Origin of the sequence: Bradyrhizobium jicamae (assembly GCF_018130215.1) — a bacterium.
Classification (GTDB): domain Bacteria; phylum Pseudomonadota; class Alphaproteobacteria; order Rhizobiales; family Xanthobacteraceae; genus Bradyrhizobium; species Bradyrhizobium jicamae_A.
In genome coordinates this window covers 18,463-35,762 of record NZ_JAFCKQ010000020.1, presented here as the reverse complement: position 1 = coordinate 35,762, position 17,300 = coordinate 18,463, and the positions used below count along the sequence as shown (strand labels likewise).

Here is a 17,300-nt window from a genome sequence, read left to right as displayed (position 1 = left end):
GTTGACTCAAGACCACTTCACCGCGAGTTATGTCTTGCGTGTTCCCTGATGCGCGTCGCTCAGGTCGAATGGAGAAGGAAATGGTCCGTCGTATCCTGCCGCTCGTCGCAGGACTGTTGTGGGCAGGCTCGGCCTTCGCTGCCGACTATTCGCTGCTCAACGTCTCCTACGATCCGACGCGCGAGCTCTATGTCGATTTCAACAAGGCATTCGCAGCGGCCTACCAGAAGGAGACCGGCAAGAGCGTCGAGATCAAGCAATCGCACGGCGGTTCGGGCTCGCAGGCCCGTGCGGTGATCGACGGATTGCAGGCCGACATCGTCACGCTCGCGCTCGCCTATGACATCGATGCGATCGCGGCCAAGGGCCTTGCCGCGGCCGACTGGCAGAAGCGGCTGCCGCTCAACGCCTCGCCCTACACCTCGACCATCGTGTTCCTGGTGCGCAAGGGCAATCCCAAGGGCATCAAGGATTGGGACGATCTGATCAAGCCGGGCGTCAGCGTCATCACGCCGAACCCGAAGACCTCCGGCGGTGCGCGCTGGAATTATCTGGCCGCCTGGGGCTATGCGCAGAAGAAATATGGCTCGGCCGACAAGGCGAAGAAGTTCGTCGCAGATCTCTATCAGAACGTGCCGGTGCTCGATACCGGCGCGCGCGGTTCGACCGTGACCTTCGTCGAGCGCGGCGTCGGCGACGTGCTGCTGGCGTGGGAGAACGAAGCCTTCCTCGCGCTTCGTGAATTCGGCCAGGACAAGTTCGAGATCGTGGCGCCGCCACAGTCGATCCTCGCCGAGCCGCCGGTCGCCGTGGTCGACAAGGTGGCCGACAGGAAGGGTACCCGCGCCGTTGCCGAGGCGTATCTGAAGTACTGGTACTCGAGGGAAGGCCAGGAGATCGCCGCGCGCAATTCCTACCGCCCGCGTGATCCCGAGATTGCCAAGGAATACGAAAAATCCTTCGCCAGGGTCGAACTTTTCACCATCGACGACGTTTTCGGCGGCTGGACCAAGGCGCAGAAGGATCACTTCGCCGAGGGCGGCATCTTCGATCAGATCTACAAGAACTGATCAGGGGGATTTGTGAGCACAGCGGTCGCACGACGCAGCACCCTGCCGGGGTTCGGTCTCACCATGGGACTGACCCTGACCTGGCTCTCCGTCATCATCCTGCTTCCGCTCGCCGGTCTGTTCCTCAAGACGTTCGAGCTCAGCCTCGACCAGTTCTGGGGTGTCATCACCAGCCGCCGCACCCTGAGCGCGCTGAAGGTCTCGTTTGGGCTTTCCTTTGCGGCAGCCTGCGTCAATCTGGTGATGGGCACCATCATCGTCTGGGCCCTGGTACGGTATCGTTTTCCAGGCCGCCGGCTGTTCGACGCCATCGTCGATATTCCCTTTGCGCTGCCGACTGCGGTCGCCGGTGTCGCGCTGACGCAGCTGTTTGCGCAGAAGGGCTGGCTCGGCGCGCCGCTCGCCGAACTCGGCATCAAGGTCGCGTTCACTCCGATCGGCATCTTCGTCGCGATGATCTTCATCGGCATTCCCTTCGTGGTTCGCACCGTGCAGCCGGTGCTGATCGACCTCGATCCCGAGATCGAGGAGGCTGCCGCGAGCCTCGGCGCCACTCGCTGGCACACCGTGTTCCGCGTCATCCTGCCGAGCCTGATCCCGGCGCTGCTGACCGGCTTTGCGCTCGCCTTCGCCCGCGCCATCGGCGAATACGGCTCGGTGATCTTCATCGCGGGCAACCTGCCCAACGTCTCCGAGATCGCGCCGCTCTTGATCGTGATCCGGCTGTCCGAGTTCCGCTATGCCGACGCCACCGCGATCGCGGTGGTGATGCTGGTGGCCTCGTTCCTGATCATCTTCCTGATCAATCGTCTGCAGCACTGGGCGCAGGCGCGCAGTCCCGTGCATTGAGGGCAGCCAGAATGTCGATGCAGACGGGAGTGGTGACCTCGCCCAAGCAACTGCGCAGCTATGCGCCCGAGACCGATGTCAGCGTCGCGTCACCGGCGCCGCGCGTCGAGACCGCACCGTCACGGCCGGTCGCGGCGCAGCGCAATCTGCGCACCGAGCCGGGACCGGTGCGGTTCATCATCATCACGCTGGCGGTGGCCTTCCTCAGCGTCTTCGTCGTGCTGCCGCTGGTGGTCGTATTCGCCTCAGCCTTCTCGAAAGGCGTCGGCGCCTATCTCGCCGCGCTGGCCGAGCCGGAAGCGCTTTCCGCGATCCGGCTGACGCTGCTGGTCGCGGCGATCTCGGTCACGCTCAACCTCGTGTTCGGCGTCATCGCGGCCTGGGCGATCTCGAAGTTCGACTTCGCCGGCAAGACCTTGCTGGTCACGCTGATCGACCTGCCGTTCTCGGTGAGCCCGGTGATCTCGGGTCTCGTCTTCGTGCTGTTGTTCGGCGCCCAGGGTTATTTCGGCCCGTGGTTGCAGTCACACAATGTCCAGATACTGTTCGCGGTGCCGGGCATTGCGCTCGCGACCGTGTTCGTCACCTTTCCGTTCGTGGCGCGTGCGCTGATCCCGCTGATGCAGGAGCAGGGCACGCAGGAGGAGGAGGCGGCGATCTCGCTCGGCGCATCCGGCCTGCAGACCTTCTTCCGCGTCACGCTGCCCAACATCAAATGGGGCCTGCTCTACGGCGTGCTGCTGTGCAATGCGCGCGCAATGGGCGAGTTCGGCGCAGTGTCCGTCGTTTCCGGCCACATCCGCGGCGAGACCAACACGATGCCGCTCCTGGTCGAGATTCTCTACAACGAATATCAATTCGTATCGTCGTTCGCGATCGCGTCGCTGCTGGCCATGCTGGCGCTGATCACGCTGGTGGTGAAAACCATCCTGGAGCGGCGTCTGGACGAAGGCGAGGCTGTCGATGGCGATTGAAGTCAGGAACATCGTGAAGAAGTTCGGCAGCTTTGCCGCGCTCGACAATGTCGATCTCAAGGTCGCCGATGGCGAGCTGCTGGCGCTGCTCGGTCCGTCCGGCTCCGGCAAGACGACGCTGCTGCGGATCATCGCGGGTCTCGACTGGCCCGATTCCGGCGAGGTCGCGATCGACGGCGAGAACGCGCTCAGTCGCGGCGCCAGCGAGCGCCAGGTCGGCTTCGTGTTCCAGCATTACGCCCTGTTCCGCCACATGACGGTGTTCGAGAACGTCGCCTTTGGCCTGCGCGTCCAGCCGCGCGCGATCCGCAAGGACGAGGCGACGATCCGCGCCCGCGTCAAGGGGCTGCTCGATCTGGTCCAGCTCGATTGGCTCGCCAACCGCTATCCGAGTCAATTGTCCGGAGGCCAGCGCCAGCGCATCGCGCTGGCCCGGGCGCTCGCGATCGAGCCGCGCATCCTGCTGCTCGACGAGCCTTTCGGCGCCCTCGATGCCAAGGTGCGCAAGGAGCTCCGGCAATGGCTGCGCTCGCTGCACAACGAGATCCACGTCACCTCGATCTTCGTCACCCATGACCAGGAGGAGGCGCTCGAGGTCGCCAACCGTGTGGTCGTGATGGACAAGGGCCGGATCGAGCAGATCGGCACGCCCGGCGAGGTCTATGACAATCCGGCGACGGCCTTCGTGCACGGCTTCATCGGGGAATCGATCGTGCTGCCGGTCGATGTCTCCGGCGATGGTGTGCGGCTCGATGGCCGCCCGCTCGATATCGCGGCCCAGGGTGCGGCGCCGGGTGCGGCGCGATTGTTCGTCCGCCGCCATGACATGGCGATTGCGCCGGCTGGTGCCGGCCCGTTCGAAGGCGCCATCAGGCATGTCCGCTCGTTCGGTCCGATCCAGCGCGCCGAGGTCGCATTGTCGGGGAACGAGGGCCGGACGGTGATCGAGATCGATGCCCCGCGCGACCGCGAACTCCAGGCCGGCGAGATCATCTCCCTGCAACCCCGCCGCTACCGGATCTTTGCCGCGCAGGATTGACGACGCAGTCGTCATTCCGGGATCGTGCGGTAGCACGAGACCCGCAATCTCGAGATTCCGGGTTCGATGCTGCCGTATCATCCCGGAATGACGGCAATGACGGCTTTTGACCGCCAAAAGTTAGCCCCCGTTCACCATTCAGCCACGGTTGGTATGCAACAAGGCGGGCCAACCTTGGGGGTTCTCTCACGTGAAACGGACGACGGTTGCCCTGTTCGGGCTTCTGGTGCTTGCCGGCTGCGCCGCCGACACCAAAATCCCGGAAGAGCCGGCCATGTATCTGAACATGGCTCAACCCGGCGCGGTGCTGGACAGCCAGGCGGCCGCGATCCTGTTCTCGCAATATCGCCAGAACAACGGGCTCGGCGCCGTGGTGGTCGATCCGGATCTGATGAAGCTTGCCGACCAGCAGTCCGAGGCGATGGCCGCCCGCAACAAGATGGACCATGATGTCAAGGCCCCGCTCGGCAAGCGGCTGGAGGCCGGAGGCTATCCCGCGACGGTCGCGGTCGAGAACATCTCCGCCGGCTATCACACGCTGGCGGAAGCGTTCTCCGGCTGGCGCGATTCGCCGCCGCACAAGGCTAACATGCTGAAAAGCGGTGTCACAAAAATGGGCATCGCAGCCGTCTACGCTCCGAATACCAAATACAAGGTGTTCTGGACGCTCATCCTGGCGGCCACCTGATTTCGATAAAATCAGCGTGATCCGGTCACATATCTCGCTGATTGACGCCGCGGAAAACAGCCGCCACGCTGCGCTGCAACTTGTTTCCTGACGAAGCGGTATGGACATGTCGGATTCCGCACCAGCCTCTGCGCCGACGCGAGCGCATCGCGTGTTGGTCCTTCAGGGCGGCGGCGCCCTCGGCTCCTACCAGGCCGGCGCCTTCCAGGCGCTCTGTCATGCCGGTTTCGAGCCGGAATGGATCGCCGGCATCTCGATCGGCGCCATCAATGCCGCGATCATCGCCGGCAACGAGCCGGACAAGCGCGTGCCGCGGTTGAAGGAATTCTGGGAGATGGTGTCGTCCCCCGTGCCCTGGAATCCGCTGTCCAAGCACGAGCGCGCCCGCTCGCTGTTCAACGAAACCAGTGCCGCGATCATCGCGACCTTCGGTGTCCCCGGTTTCTTCGTGCCGCGAATGCCGCCGGCGCCGCTGTGGCCGCCGGGCAGCTCGCAATCACTGAGCTATTACGACACCGCGCCGCTGAAGAAGACGCTGGAGCGTCTGGTCGACTTCGATCGCATCAACGACCTCAAGACGCGGCTGTCGGTCGGCGCGGTCGGCGTCACCTCCGGCAATTTCCGCTATTTCGACAATTACGAGTTCAAGAAGCTCGGCAAGCAGATCGGCCCCGAGCACATCATGGCTTCGGGCGCGCTGCCGCCGGGCTTTCCGGCCGTCGTCATCGAAGGCGAGCATTACTGGGACGGCGGCATCGCCTCCAACACGCCGCTCGATTTCGTGCTCGACGAGGAGGAGAGCCGTGACCTCCTGATCTTCCAGGTCGACCTGTTCAGCGCGCGTGGGCCGCTGCCCGAGACGCTGCTTGAGGCCGCCGAGCGCGAAAAGGACATCCGGTTCTCCAGCCGGACGCGGATGAACACCGACAAGAACAAGCAGATCCACAATGCCCGCATGGCGGTGCGCGACCTGATCAGCAAGCTGCCGGACTATCTGAAGAACGATCCTTCGGTCGAGTGGCTGCGCAAGGCCTCGAAGGAGAACACAGTCACGGTCGTGCACCTGATCTACAAGAGCAAGAACTACGAGACCAATTCCAAGGACTACGACTTCTCCCACGTTGCGATGGTCGAGCATTGGGGCGCCGGAGTGCGCGACGTACATTTGTCGATGCGTCACAAAGAGTGGCTAGAACGGCCGCAGTCCGGGGAAACCATGGTGACCTACGATCTCACGGGGGACGAACCCAAGCCCCCCGAAAGCAAATAGGAGCGAAGCAGAATGGGTACCTTGACAGGCAAGACCGCCGTTGTGACCGGCTCGACCAGCGGCATCGGATTGGCGTATGCGCGGGCCTTCGCCGGCGCCGGCGCCAATGTCGTCCTCAACGGCATGGGTGTGCCGGCCGACATCGAGAAGGAGCGCTCCGGCATCGAGACCGACTTCAAGGTCAAGGCCGCCTATTCGCCGGCCGACATGACCAAGCCGGCGGAGATCGCCGACATGATCGCGCTCGGCGAGAAGACCTTCGGTTCGGTCGACATCCTCGTCAACAATGCCGGCATCCAGTTCGTCTCGCCGATCGAGGAGTTTCCGCCGGAGAAGTGGGAAGCGATCATCGCGATCAACCTGTCCTCCGCCTTCTACGGAATCCGCGCCGCCGTGCCGGGCATGAAGAAGCGCGGCTGGGGCCGCATCATCAACACCGCCTCCGCCCATTCGCTGGTGGCCTCGCCGTTCAAATCGGCCTATGTCTCGGCCAAGCACGGCATCGCCGGCCTGACCAAGACTGCAGCCCTCGAGCTTGCGCAGCACAAGATCACCGTCAACTGCATCAGCCCGGGCTACGTCTGGACGCCGCTGGTCGAGCACCAGATTCCGGAGACCATGAAGGCGCGCAACCTGACCAAGGAGCAGGTCATCAAGGACGTGCTGCTCGCCGCGCAGCCGACCAAGGAGTTCGTGACCTCGGAGCAGGTCGCAGCGCTCGCGCTGTTCCTGTGCGGCGACGATGCCGCGCAGATCACCGGCGCCAACCTCTCGATCGACGGCGGCTGGACGGCGGAGTAACGCCGGCCCACGCTGGCGCTGGATTTTAAGGTGCAAGGAGCCGGCCCTGATTGGATCAGGGCCGGCTTTTGCTTGATATCGGGAAACCGGTTTGGTCAGCCGTGATCAGATGAGTTCGTCCTGAGCCGACTCGGGCCAGGATTTGACGCGATCAAGCAAGTTTTTCAATTCGGCTGCGGTCATATAGCAGATTACAGGCGGGGCCCGACGAAAAATCTATCGCGCCGGCCGGGCTTTCCCGAACGCCAGCACGTGCAAGCCGAGGCGAGAGCGGACGACATAAAACAAGAGGATGGTCTCGAAGGTCAGCGATAGCGAGGTCGCGGCCGCCGCGCCCATGCCGCCGTAGCGCGGCACCAGCGCGATGCAGAGCCCGACGTTCATCACGAACGACACCGCATAGGCGGTTGCGCAGATGCGCTGGTGGCCGAGCATGTTGAGCAGCCGCTCCACCGGTCCGATCGCGGAGCGCACGACGAGCCCGGTCGCGGCGACGAACATGATCTCGTAGCCGCCGACGAAGCTCGGCCCGAACAGCCAGAGCAGCGGCTTGCCGAACGCGAGCAGCGTCACTGTCGCTGCGAGCGACGGCCAGAACGTCCACTTGATCGCATGCGCGACATAGGCCGATAGCCGGTCCTTGTCGCCGATCGCGTTGTATTCGGCGAAGCGATGCGCCGTCGTCGCCGCCATCGCGTAATGGATGAAGGAGACCAGTGCGAGCGTCTTGACCACGGCGAAGTAGACGCCGACCTCCTCGGAGGAGCGGAACTGCTGCAGCATCAGCACGTCGGTGTAGGAAAGCAGCTGATAGAAGCTCTCGACCAGCATGATCGGCAGCGAGATCGCGAGCCAGCCGCCGACGTCATAGGCCTTCTCGCCGGGGCCGACATGGTCGGCGAGGCGGCGATTTATCACGATGGTCTGGCCGATCACCGCGATCAAAACCGCCGCGGCGCTCGCCAGCAACGCGACGGTCGCGCTGAGTCCGATGCCGAGCATGAGCGCACCGGCGGTGAGCCCGATGATCAGCGTCTGCCGGATGATGAATTGCGGCATCAGCGCGAGCCGCATCCAGTCATGCGAACGCGCGATGCCGTCCTGCGTGTTGGCGACCACGAAGGGCGGCAAGGCCAGGCAGCCGACATAGAGCGGCAGGATTGCGTTCGGATCGATCCAGGGCGACAGCAGGTGGATCAGGCCCGCGAGCAGCAGGGCGACTGCGGTCGAGGTTGCCAGCACCAGCCAGCGGCTGCCGGCGAGGAAGCCGCGCAGCCGGGCGTGGTCGCCGCGGGTGCGGTATTCCGGAATGATCTTCTGCGCCGACGACGCCATGCCGAAGTCCATGGTCGCGCCAAGCAGCAGCACCCAGGTCCAGACATAGACGTAGATGCCGTAGTCGGAACCGGTCATCCATCGTGCCAGCAGGATCTGAGCCAGATAGGCCATCGCCGCGCTGATCACTCGGATGATGAAGATGGTGCCGGCGAGCCGCTTGGTGACGGAAGCCTCGTGGGTGCCGCCCGTGAGGCGCGCAAGGAGGCCGCGCAGGCGTGCGTACGGGCCTGACGACGCGGCGGCTTCGGATCGGGTCTCCATCACGGACAAGGCCGAAAATTCCTCAACGCCGCGAGGTGGCGGCAATGGCCTGAGCTATCAACGAAACGTTAAGATTGGGTTCGGCGGCACGTCGTTCCGCGGCGGTGCGAAGCACCGGACCTTGGATGCGCACTTTGCGCATCGGGGAACCTCGGGATTCCCCGGAGCGCAATTGCGCGCGCTCCTGAGGTTCGCTGGTTCCACGCGCACCCCGGAATGACTCTTCGGATCAGTTCAAATTGATGTTGAATTCGTAGCTCTTGTCGCCGCCGACCAGCGTCAGCTTCAGCGCCGCGCCTTCCGGGTTGGCGCCGGGCGGCAGCCCGTCGAGCTCGAAGGAGAAGCGCTTCACGCCCGACGGCGATTGCTCGACCAGCTTCGGCACCGGGAGCGCCCAGTCGGGGGTCGGGCCCTCGACATAAAGGCTGAGGTTCTTTGCCTCGGGCGCCGTGACGTCGACCACCACGCTGTTCTTGCCTTCGCGCTTGACGTCGCGGATCGTCAGCGGATTGGGGTCGCCGATATTGGCCGGTTTCGGCACCGCATTGAGCGCTTCCGACAGCGCGCCGTCCTCGGTCGAGGCGACGCTGGCAAAGGCGAGTTCGGCCTTGGCTTCCACCGGCACGCACAGCTTCTCGCACACCGCGTAGTTGATGTCGGCGCGCAGCGTCAGCGGCTTGTCGGGATTCCTGGCGACGATGCGCAGCGGCAGCACCACCTGGTGCTTGTAGCCGAGCGACGTTCCGCCGGCGCCGTCGTCGAATTGCCGCGGTGCCGGCCACATCACGGTCACCGCTTCGACATTATCCGATTTGGAGAAATCGAACCGCGGCGGCACGCCGGAATCGCCGGGCGTCCGCCAATAGGTTTTCCATCCGTCCTGGAGCTGGAAGGCGATGCCGCCAAGCAGCACGGCGCCGCTGCGCGAACCCGCAAGCAACCGCACCGCGGAATGCGCATCCTGCTGCCACGGCGAGGCGTCGTCGGCACGAGCCTGCGTTACCATGCATGCGACAGACAGAATGGCGGCAGCGCCGAAAGCGGCCCGCATTGGAACTATGACGATCATGAGACGTCTTTACCTGCAACTTTCGTTGCAAACCATTGAATTGCTTGTGATGCAGCGCGGCGATGCCGCGCAAGCTTGATTGACAGAAGGGCCACCCAATATCAGGATGCCGGATGAGCAGGAAAGGCCTTTGCGGATGAGCCCTGAAGGCAAGGAAGCCAAGACACGCAAGACGGTGCGCGGCAAGAGCGCCGGCATCGGCCACAATGTGGCCGACGAGGGTTATCTCGACGGCCAGTTGCTGATCGCCATGCCCGTGATGAGCGACCCACGCTTCGAGCGCTCGGTGATCTACATGTGCGCCCATTCCTCCGAGGGCGCCATGGGCATCATCGTCAACCGCCCGGCCGGCAGCATCGATTTCCCCGGCCTCCTGGTCCAGCTCGACATCATCCAGAAGGCCGATCAGATCACGCTGCCCGAGAATGCAGAGATGATGAAGGTGATGAAGGGCGGCCCGGTCGACACCGGCCGCGGCTTCGTGCTGCATTCCAGCGACTTCTACATCCAGGACGCGACGCTCAACATCGACGACGGCATCTCGCTGACCGCGACCGTCGATATCCTGAAGGCGATTGCCAAGGGCGCCGGCCCCAAGCACGCGATCCTTGCGCTCGGCTATGCCGGCTGGGCGCCGGGCCAGCTCGAGAACGAGATCCAGCACAATGGCTGGCTGCACTGCGACGCCGATCCGGACCTGATCTTCGGCGCCAACGTCGACGAGAAATACGCGCGCGCGCTGCGCAAGATCGGCATCGATCCCGGCATGCTCTCGAACGAAGCCGGCCACGCGTAGCAAACGCTGCCCTCTTCACGCGTCGTCCCGACACAGCGGAGGAGCTACTCCGCCGCCTGTGCCACTGTCGGTGCCGATCCCGCCACCGTGGCGCGACGCATGTCGCGGGGCTGTGACTGATCGTAGCGGCGCACGCGGTGCATGGTCTGGCGGTTGTCCCACATCACGAGGTCGTGCACCGTCCATTTGTGCACGTGGACGAATTCGCCCTGCGTGGCGTGCTCGGTAAGATCGCGCAGCAGCACCCGGCCCTCAGGCACGCTCATGCCCCTGATGGCGCCGGCGTGCGACGACAGATACAGCGACTTGCGGCCATGTACCGGATGCGTGCGCACCAGGCGCTGCAGCACCGGCTTGAACATCTCCTTCTCCTCGTCGGAATAGTCGAGGAAGCCGAGCGAGCCGCGTGAATACATCAGCGAGTGCTCGCAGATCATGTCCTCGATCTCGGCCTTGGTCTCGTCGTCGAGCGCGTCATAGGCAGCGCGCATGTCGGCGAATTCGGTGTTGCCGCCCTTCGGGTTCACCACGCGCGCCGACAGCAGCGAGAACTTCGCCGGGATCGGCCGGAACGAGCTGTCGGAATGCCACAGGCAGTTGCCGAGGTTGAACAGATGGGTGCGGTGGTCCTTCGGCAGCGGCTTGCCGTCCTTGCCGAGGTTGGAAACATCGTTCAGCCCGGAGGAGAGGCGATAGTCCTCCTTCCTGGTCACGGTGCCGCCGCGGGATTTTTCCCGCTCGCCGAAATTCAGCGCGAACGCCAGCTGCTGGTCGTCCGTGATGTCCTGGCCGTGGAACACCAGCACGGCGTATTTGTCCATGCCGGCCTCGATGTCTTCAGCCTCCTGCTTCGTCAGCGGCTTGCGCAGGTCGACGCCGGAGACCTCGCCGACAAAATGCTTGTGAAGCTGCCGGATCAGGACCGTCATGGCGTGTCTCTCCGAGTGCGGGCGGTGTCTCCCGCTCCATTTGCAGGGAAGGCTACTCTCGACGCACGGCCTGTCAACGCTTCGCGCGCGGGCGCGGATCAGGCATTCCGCGCCATCAACCCGCCGTCCACCGGAATGACGGCCCCCGTCAGGAACGATGCGGCCGGCAGGCACAGGCTGAGCGTCATATGCGCGACCTCCTCGGGATCGCCGTAGCGGGCCAGCGCGGTGCGCCGCTTGGCGTAGATCGTCTTGTGCTCCTCGGAGATGCGGTCGGTGATCGCGGTGCGGATCGGACCCGGACAGATGCAGTTCACGGTGATGCCGTCGCGGCCGAGCTCGACGGCGAGCGAGCGCGTCAGGCTGGTCACGCCGCCTTTTGCCGCGGAGTAGGGGCTGTGCAGCGCGGTCGCGCCCAGCGCCTCGGTCGAGGCGATGTTGACGATGCGCGGCGATTTCGATTTGCGAAGGTAGGGCAGCGCGGCGCGGATGATGCGCGGATGTGCCGTCAGCATCACCGCAATGCCCTTGGCCCAGGCATCCTCGTAACTCGGATCGTCGATCGGCACGCGCACCGAGATGCCGGCATTGTTGACGATGATGTCGAGCCCGCCGAAATGCGCGGCGACCTCGTTGACGACCCTGGTGATCGCGTCACGGTCGGAGACGTCGAGCACCCAGGGCCTTGCGGAGCCGCCGTTTGCGGCGATCTCCTTCGCCACGGCGTGCGTGCCGTCTTCCGTCAGATCGGTGACCGCGACGTTGGCGCCCTCGTCGGCGAACACGCGGGCGGTGGCGCGGCCCATGCCGCTGGCGGCTCCCGTGACGAGCACGGTGAGGCCCTTCACCGAACGGCTGAGCTGTTTGAATTCGGACATGGCGGACCTCGCGGAAAAAGATGCATGGCGTGTCGTCAGACCGGCGAGGCTGGCATCGATCTCATGATCCGTCAAACCGGTGGTCCCGATCAGGCAGGGCCGCAGCGCATGAACGCAAGTTCGGCGCTGGCTTTTCGAGAATGATCATGCTCCATCAAGAAAACAGCCAAGAAAACTGCCAAGAAAACAGCAACGAGGAGACGCGCGATGAACGAGCTCGATTTTGCAGGCAAGCAGGTGCTGGTGGTCGGCGGCTCCAGCGGCATCGGCAATGGTATCGCGCAGGCGTTCCGCGCCAAGGGGGCGCGTGTGGCCGTTTGCGGCACGCGTGCCGGCGCGAGCGATTATTCCGCCGAGGATGGTTCGCATCTCGATGGTCTTTCCTACGCGCAGCTCGACGTCAGCGATCCCCGGGCGATCGAAGCGTTCAAGCCGTCATTCGATCGGCTCGACGTTCTGGTGCTGGCGCAGGGCGCGGTGATTTACCGCCGCGGGGAATTCGAGATGGACGGCTTCCGCAAGGTGCTGGAGGTCAATCTGATCAGCCTGATGGCCTGCGCCACCAAATTCCATGCGATGCTCGGCGCGGCCAAGGGCTCGCTGATCATCGTGAGCTCGACCGCGGCCTATCATTCCACGATGGGCAATCCGGCCTACAACGCCTCGAAGACCGGCGCAGTCGGCCTGACGCGCACGCTCGGCGAAGCCTGGGCGGAGAACGGCATCCGCGTCAACGGGATCGCGCCGGGCCTGGTCGACACCAAGATGACCAGGGTGACGACGGCAAATCCAAAGCGTCTTGAAGGCGCGCTCGAGCGCATTCCGCTGAAGCGGCTCGGCACGCCGGCCGACATGGCGGGCGCCGCGTTGTTCCTCGCCTCGCCGCTGGCGTCCTACATCGTCGGCCAGACCATCGTCGTCGATGGCGGGCTGATCCTGTAGTCACAGGAACTTGCGCCGCTCCTGCAGGTTAGCCTCCCGTCAGATCAGGGAGCAGAAGCGATGGACAAGGATCGCATTTATGGCTCGGCGAAGGAGTTCGCCGGCAAGGCCGAAGGCGCGGTCGGCGATGTGACCGGCGATGCGCAGACGCAGGCCTCGGGCCGCGTGCGCGAGGCCGCCGGCACCGTGCAGGATCTCTACGGCCAGGCCAAGGATGCCGCGCGAGACGCGGCCGATACTGCGGCGAATTACGCGAAGGACGCCTATGAGAATCGCGGAGAGACCATCCGCAGCGGGCAGAGGGCGATGGCTAAGACGGTGCAGGACAATCCGCTCGGCTCGCTGTTGATCGCCGGCGGCATCGGCTTCGCGCTCGCGCTGCTGATGACGCGTCAGCCGCGCCGTCCGCCGCCGCGATGGCGCTATTACGGCTGAGGCCCGACTTGTTCTCTGTCATTGCTTCGCTTCGCTCGCAATGACGGGGCTGTAGGCCGCTTCTTACTGCACGCCATTCGACGCCGATCGCCCGACATTGGCGGGCGGGCGCGGCGGTCCCGGTGCCCGCGGCGGCTGGGTCACCAGCGGCCGCTGCTGCGGCGTGCCGAATCCGAAGAAATCGCGCAGCGAGGGTTGCGGCGTCGGCTGGACCGGCTGCGCCTGGTGGGTCGGGCGGAACACCCGCCGCGGCGCAGGCTTTTGCGGAGCCGTAATGATCGAGCCGTCGGGCGCGATCGCCGTGGTCGTCGGCGGCGGGTTCGCGCTTGCCGGCGCGACCGGCGTCGTCGCGGCAACCGGCACGTCGCCCTTGGCCTGTTCACGACCGATCTCGCGGCGCGGCCAGGCGAAATCATCGGCGCGGCCGGCCGGCGGCGCCAGCGGTTCGCCCTTCACCAGGGTGCGCGCGGCGAGCGCGTCGACGGCCGCGGGCCGCGAGCCGGGACCGCCGAGCAATTGATCGGTGCCAACGGAAGAGGCGACCAGCGGCAGGATCGGTCCGGCGAGCGGACGCGGCGGTGGCTTGCCGGGCTCGGCGCTGACCTCGGGCGTCGCCGGCTCGCTCGGCAGTGCGATCGGGCCGGAGCGCGCGGCGAGCAGGCGCGTCACCTCGCGCTCGACATAATGCGCGAGCTTGCGCGCGCCGGGCTTGGTGAAGAACACGCCGTCATCGGACCGCAGCTTGCGCGGCTGGCCTTCGAAGTCCGGGCCCTTTGCCATGAAGCGGCCGGCCTCGTCGACGAAGCCGTCCCAGACATCGACATAGGTGATACCGGCCTTGCCGGCGGCGTCGCGATACAGCGCGTCGAGGAACAGCATGTCCGACGTGCCCTTCGGACCGCGGATCGCGGGCAGGCCGACCCACAGCACCGGCACGCCCTTGCTCTTCAGCACGTTGATCATCTCCTCGATCTTCTTGCTGTAGAGTTCGACCCAACGGTCATCGCGGAATTCGTAGACGCCGTTCGGCGTGCGCGCGGTCTTTCCCGGCGCGGCGAGCTGCGGCGTGTCGCTGTCGGCGGCATCGTCGGGCGATAGTTCGGTGTCGACCGGCTTGTTGTCGGTCTTCGCGGCCGCGTCGGGCTTGGCGTCGCCGGCCTTGGTGTCGCTCTTGGCATCGCTCTTGGCATCGGTCTTGGCGTCGGTCTTGGCATCGCCAGGTTTGGCCTCGCCGGGTTTTGCCGGTTTGGCGCGGGCGTCCTTCTTGTCGTCCTTGGCGTCGGTCTTCTTCTCAACGGCCGGCTCGTGCATCGCGATGCGGTCGTTGAGGCCGAGCATGACGACGATCGCGTCAGGGTTCTCGGTCGCGAGGATGCCCTTGGCGGCTGCCGCCCAGTCCGCCGGATCGCCCTTGGGCTGGTAGCGGATCAGGCCGGACACGGTCTTGTGCTTGCGGATCACGCCCATGTCGGGCTGATCGGAATAGGCATCCTCGAGGCCGTAGGCGAGCCAGTCGGCCATGGCGTCGCCGAGCACCAGCACGTTGCGCTCGGCCACGGTCTCGCGCTTGGCCGGCGCGGGCGCCCGCGAGAAATCCTCGCGTGGCCGCTGGATCTGCTGTGGCTGCTGCTGCTGGAACGGCTGGAAGAAGTCGGATCCGAACCAGCCACCGCCGCCCCGTTCGCGCGGCGGCGGCGCCTGCCGGGGCTGGGAATTGCCGAAGCCCGGGAAGCTGAAGAACTGCGCCGAGGCCGGCGCGGCAATGCCGAACAGCAAAGCGAGCGCAACCAGAAGCGTGACCAGCGGCCCGGCTTCGGTGAACACGTGCAGGAAGGATCTCGGCTTCGGCATGGATGCGGTCGCAATGGTCCGGAAGTGCCCAACATAGTAGCGGAATCGGGCCGCAAGCGGGCAGCTTTTCCACCATAAATCGGCCTCGCCCGGCTGCCGTCAAGGCGCCGGCCAGATACCGGTTGTCAGGGTTACTTGGTTGCCGCCTACTGCCCCCTCAGCCGTTCCAGCACCTCGGCGGTGGCGAATCCGTCGGCGGGCGCGCCGATCGAGGCCTGGAAGCTGCGCAGGGCGTCGCGGGTCTGACCGCCGATCTGGCCGTCTGGGGTGCCCTGGTAGAAGCCGCGCTGGGCGAGCAATTGTTGGAGTTCCAGCCGCTCGGCCTTCGACAGCACCCGTTCCTGGCGCGGCCAGGGCTGCACGAAGGGCTGCCCGCCGCGCAGGCGGTCCGCGAAATGGCCGATCGCCAGTGCATAGGCCTCGGCCGGATTGTATTTCATGATCACCCGGAAGTTCTGCAGCATCAGGAAGCCCGGGCCCTCGGCGCCGGCCGGCGCCAGCAGATAGGCCTTCTCCGAGGGGCGCGGGAACGACTGGTTGGTGGGGCGCTTGAGTCCCAGATGCTCCCATTGCGACAGCGGCATCGCCTTGGAGCGGTCGGCCAGCATGTAGTTGAAGCCCTGGGGCACCACGACCTCGTAGCCCCAGCTCGCGCCGCTCTGCCAGCCGTCCTTCTTGAGATTGTTGGCGGTCGAGGCGATCAGGTCGGCGGCGTCGTCGACGACATCGCGGCGGCCGTCGCCATCGCCGTCGACGGCGTAGCGCTTGAATGCGGTCGGCATGAATTGAGTCGGGCCGAATGCGCCGGCCCAGGAGCCGCGCATCTGCTCGGGAGTGAGGTCGCCGCGGTTCAGGATCTCCAGCGCCGACAGGAACTCGTCCTTGAAATAGGCCTGACGGCGGCCGACGCAGGCCAGCGTCGCGGTCGACTGCACCACGCTGCGGTCGCCCATCTGTGTCGAGTAGTTCGACTCGATGCCCCAGATCGCCGCGATGATGTAGCGATCGACACCATAGGCCTTCTCGGTGGCATCGAATTGCGGCTTGTACTTCGCAAGAATCTCGCGGCCCTTGGCCAGCCGGTCGTCGTTCACCAGGATGTCGAGATAGTCCCAGATCGCCTTGGTGAATTCAGGCTGCGAATCCAGCAGATCCATGATGCGCAGATCGGGCTCGAGGCCCGCGGTGAAGCGCTCGAAATTCTGCTGGCTGATGTTTCGTCGAGCGGCATCCGGCCACATCCCCGCGACGCAATTCGGAAAATTGGCGGCGGCCTGGCGGATCGCCGCGGCGGTCATCAGCGGATGACCGGAGGCGCCGTCCTCGCCGCTCCACGGCGGCGGCGCGCCGTCCTGGCTGGTCGCGGCCTGCGGCGGCGGGCTCGACTTCGATAAGAGGCTGTCGATCAGGTTGGTCAGCCCGTTGCCCGACGATTGGGCCAGCGCCTTGTCCGGCGCGACAACGGCGCCGCCGAACATCAGAAGTGTCAGCGCGAGAGTGAGTGCGCCGGCCCGGTTGGACTTCGCTGATGCCATCAAACGCATGTGTGCCTGCCTCGGAACGTTCGTCTCAGAAGGCCTCGTCACGGTTTCCAACAGCTTAACAAAGCGGGATTTTGGAGGCGCCCTCATCAGCCGGCTTTGGACTGCTCGCGCATACTGGCCAACACATCCTCGGCGTTTTCAAAGCAGTCGCCGCCGGGCGGCAGGGCTTCGATCCGGGCGATGACTGCCTTGAGGCCGGCACGCGTTGCCGACAGCCGCTGCTGCAATGTTTCGATGTCGACAACCTTGCGGTTGAGGGCGCCCAGCAACTTGTCGCGGCCCCGGTCCGCCTGGTCATGAGGCGGTAGCAGGTTGCGGATCTCGTCGAGTGAAAATCCGGCCTGCTGGGCAACGACGATCATTTCCAGGAGTTGCCGGGTGCCGCGGGCATATTGCCGGTAGCCGTTCAAGCCCCGGTCGATCGCCCCGATCAAGCCCTGCCGCTCGTAGTAGCGGATGCGCGACGGCGCCAGGCCGGACTCTCTTGCCAGTTCTCCGATCTTCATGCCGGCGCTCCGAATAATCCTTGACCTTAAAGTTAACTTTAATCTTAGGGTGCCCCGTGT

General features: G+C 65.2%; 18 protein-coding genes. 11 read left to right on the top strand and 7 right to left on the bottom strand.

Translation table 11 applies throughout. The annotated features are described in order from the left end of the window. Positions 1-80 precede the first annotated feature (80 nt). The 7 genes from JQ586_RS21510 (at position 81) to JQ586_RS21480 (ending at position 6,691) form a co-directional block, all read left to right on the top strand. Positions 81-1,070: a sulfate ABC transporter substrate-binding protein gene (locus JQ586_RS21510; protein ID WP_249147884.1), complete on the top strand. Its 990-nt coding sequence runs from the start codon at positions 81-83 to the stop codon at positions 1,068-1,070. A gap of 42 nt (positions 1,071-1,112) precedes the next feature. Continuing rightward, positions 1,113-1,919 (top strand): sulfate ABC transporter permease subunit CysT, encoded by an 807-nt coding sequence (cysT, locus tag JQ586_RS21505; RefSeq protein ID WP_212396696.1) that lies wholly within the window; start codon positions 1,113-1,115, stop codon positions 1,917-1,919. Positions 1,920-1,930: 11 nt separating this feature from the next. Next, positions 1,931-2,893, top strand: a complete 963-nt coding sequence (gene cysW, locus JQ586_RS21500) for a sulfate ABC transporter permease subunit CysW (protein ID WP_212396610.1) — start codon at positions 1,931-1,933, stop codon at positions 2,891-2,893. Next, on the top strand, positions 2,883-3,932 hold the full coding sequence (locus tag JQ586_RS21495) for a sulfate/molybdate ABC transporter ATP-binding protein (RefSeq protein WP_212396609.1): 1,050 nt from the start codon (positions 2,883-2,885) through the stop codon (positions 3,930-3,932). Before cysW ends, JQ586_RS21495 begins: the two co-directional genes overlap by 11 nt. A 190-nt stretch (positions 3,933-4,122) precedes the next feature. Then, positions 4,123-4,620, top strand: coding sequence for a CAP domain-containing protein (locus JQ586_RS21490; protein ID WP_212396608.1), 498 nt, complete (start codon positions 4,123-4,125; stop codon positions 4,618-4,620). A 100-nt stretch (positions 4,621-4,720) separates the two neighbouring features. Next, positions 4,721-5,890, top strand: a complete 1,170-nt coding sequence (locus JQ586_RS21485) for a DUF3734 domain-containing protein (RefSeq protein ID WP_409334514.1) — start codon at positions 4,721-4,723, stop codon at positions 5,888-5,890. A 12-nt stretch (positions 5,891-5,902) separates the two neighbouring features. Then, entirely contained in the window at positions 5,903-6,691 is a 789-nt protein-coding gene (locus tag JQ586_RS21480; RefSeq protein ID WP_212396606.1) for a 3-hydroxybutyrate dehydrogenase, read from the top strand. A gap of 216 nt (positions 6,692-6,907) precedes the next feature. Here JQ586_RS21480 and JQ586_RS21475 read toward each other — a convergent pair whose 3' ends face one another. Next, the gene (locus JQ586_RS21475; protein ID WP_212396695.1) at positions 6,908-8,290 is read right to left on the bottom strand and encodes a lipopolysaccharide biosynthesis protein; all 1,383 of its coding nucleotides are present in this window, start codon (positions 8,288-8,290) and stop codon (positions 6,908-6,910) included. A gap of 229 nt (positions 8,291-8,519) precedes the next feature. After that, a complete protein-coding gene (locus JQ586_RS21470) occupies positions 8,520-9,359 on the bottom strand; it encodes a protein-disulfide reductase DsbD domain-containing protein (protein ID WP_212396605.1) in 840 nt (279 codons plus the stop codon). Here JQ586_RS21470 and JQ586_RS21465 point away from each other — a divergent pair. Both JQ586_RS21465 and JQ586_RS21460 read left to right on the top strand, forming a co-directional pair. After that, positions 9,295-9,438, top strand: a complete 144-nt coding sequence (locus JQ586_RS21465; protein ID WP_212396702.1) for a hypothetical protein — start codon at positions 9,295-9,297, stop codon at positions 9,436-9,438. The genes JQ586_RS21470 and JQ586_RS21465 overlap by 65 nt on opposite strands. Before the next feature lie 57 nt (positions 9,439-9,495). Continuing rightward, positions 9,496-10,155 (top strand): YqgE/AlgH family protein, encoded by a 660-nt coding sequence (locus tag JQ586_RS21460; protein ID WP_212396604.1) that lies wholly within the window; start codon positions 9,496-9,498, stop codon positions 10,153-10,155. A 44-nt stretch (positions 10,156-10,199) separates the two neighbouring features. Here the strand turns inward: JQ586_RS21460 and JQ586_RS21455 are convergent, their stop codons facing one another. Beyond that, positions 10,200-11,084 carry a TauD/TfdA family dioxygenase gene (locus JQ586_RS21455; RefSeq protein WP_212396603.1) on the bottom strand — a complete coding sequence of 295 codons (885 nt, stop codon included), beginning with the start codon at positions 11,082-11,084 and terminating at the stop codon, positions 10,200-10,202. Positions 11,085-11,182: 98 nt separating this feature from the next. Beyond that, positions 11,183-11,962: an SDR family NAD(P)-dependent oxidoreductase gene (locus tag JQ586_RS21450; RefSeq protein ID WP_212396602.1), complete on the bottom strand. Its 780-nt coding sequence runs from the start codon at positions 11,960-11,962 to the stop codon at positions 11,183-11,185. Positions 11,963-12,169: 207 nt separating this feature from the next. Here JQ586_RS21450 and JQ586_RS21445 point away from each other — a divergent pair, with 207 nt between their 5' ends. Beyond that, on the top strand, positions 12,170-12,904 hold the full coding sequence (locus tag JQ586_RS21445; protein ID WP_212396601.1) for an SDR family NAD(P)-dependent oxidoreductase: 735 nt from the start codon (positions 12,170-12,172) through the stop codon (positions 12,902-12,904). Positions 12,905-12,964: 60 nt separating this feature from the next. Then, a complete protein-coding gene (locus JQ586_RS21440) occupies positions 12,965-13,339 on the top strand; it encodes a CsbD family protein (RefSeq protein ID WP_212396600.1) in 375 nt (124 codons plus the stop codon). 63 nt (positions 13,340-13,402) lie between these two features. On the opposite strand, the gene JQ586_RS21435 is transcribed toward JQ586_RS21440, so the two are convergent. The 3 genes from JQ586_RS21435 to JQ586_RS21425 form a co-directional block, all read right to left on the bottom strand. Further along, positions 13,403-15,190, bottom strand: coding sequence for an SGNH family hydrolase (locus JQ586_RS21435; RefSeq protein ID WP_212396599.1), 1,788 nt, complete (start codon positions 15,188-15,190; stop codon positions 13,403-13,405). Between the two features lie 146 nt (positions 15,191-15,336). Next, entirely contained in the window at positions 15,337-16,668 is a 1,332-nt protein-coding gene (locus JQ586_RS21430) for a lytic murein transglycosylase (protein ID WP_212396694.1), read from the bottom strand. A 152-nt stretch (positions 16,669-16,820) separates the two neighbouring features. Then, positions 16,821-17,240, bottom strand: coding sequence for a MerR family transcriptional regulator (locus JQ586_RS21425; protein ID WP_212396598.1), 420 nt, complete (start codon positions 17,238-17,240; stop codon positions 16,821-16,823). Between the last annotated feature and the right edge of the window lie 60 nt (positions 17,241-17,300).

Coding starts and splice junctions, on each gene's coding strand:
- JQ586_RS21510 (WP_249147884.1), top strand. CDS start 81: ATGGTCCGTCGTATCCTGCCGCTCGTCGCAGGACTGTTGTGGGCAGGC.
- cysW (WP_212396610.1), top strand. CDS start 1,931: ATGTCGATGCAGACGGGAGTGGTGACCTCGCCCAAGCAACTGCGCAGC.
- JQ586_RS21495 (WP_212396609.1), top strand. CDS start 2,883: ATGGCGATTGAAGTCAGGAACATCGTGAAGAAGTTCGGCAGCTTTGCC.
- JQ586_RS21485 (WP_409334514.1), top strand. CDS start 4,721: ATGGACATGTCGGATTCCGCACCAGCCTCTGCGCCGACGCGAGCGCAT.
- JQ586_RS21480 (WP_212396606.1), top strand. CDS start 5,903: ATGGGTACCTTGACAGGCAAGACCGCCGTTGTGACCGGCTCGACCAGC.
- JQ586_RS21475 (WP_212396695.1), bottom strand. CDS start 8,290: ATGGAGACCCGATCCGAAGCCGCCGCGTCGTCAGGCCCGTACGCACGC.
- JQ586_RS21465 (WP_212396702.1), top strand. CDS start 9,295: ATGCATGCGACAGACAGAATGGCGGCAGCGCCGAAAGCGGCCCGCATT.
- JQ586_RS21470 (WP_212396605.1), bottom strand. CDS start 9,359: ATGATCGTCATAGTTCCAATGCGGGCCGCTTTCGGCGCTGCCGCCATT.
- JQ586_RS21460 (WP_212396604.1), top strand. CDS start 9,496: ATGAGCCCTGAAGGCAAGGAAGCCAAGACACGCAAGACGGTGCGCGGC.
- JQ586_RS21455 (WP_212396603.1), bottom strand. CDS start 11,084: ATGACGGTCCTGATCCGGCAGCTTCACAAGCATTTTGTCGGCGAGGTC.
- JQ586_RS21450 (WP_212396602.1), bottom strand. CDS start 11,962: ATGTCCGAATTCAAACAGCTCAGCCGTTCGGTGAAGGGCCTCACCGTG.
- JQ586_RS21445 (WP_212396601.1), top strand. CDS start 12,170: ATGAACGAGCTCGATTTTGCAGGCAAGCAGGTGCTGGTGGTCGGCGGC.
- JQ586_RS21440 (WP_212396600.1), top strand. CDS start 12,965: ATGGACAAGGATCGCATTTATGGCTCGGCGAAGGAGTTCGCCGGCAAG.
- JQ586_RS21435 (WP_212396599.1), bottom strand. CDS start 15,190: ATGCCGAAGCCGAGATCCTTCCTGCACGTGTTCACCGAAGCCGGGCCG.
- JQ586_RS21430 (WP_212396694.1), bottom strand. CDS start 16,668: ATGTTCGGCGGCGCCGTTGTCGCGCCGGACAAGGCGCTGGCCCAATCG.
- JQ586_RS21425 (WP_212396598.1), bottom strand. CDS start 17,240: ATGAAGATCGGAGAACTGGCAAGAGAGTCCGGCCTGGCGCCGTCGCGC.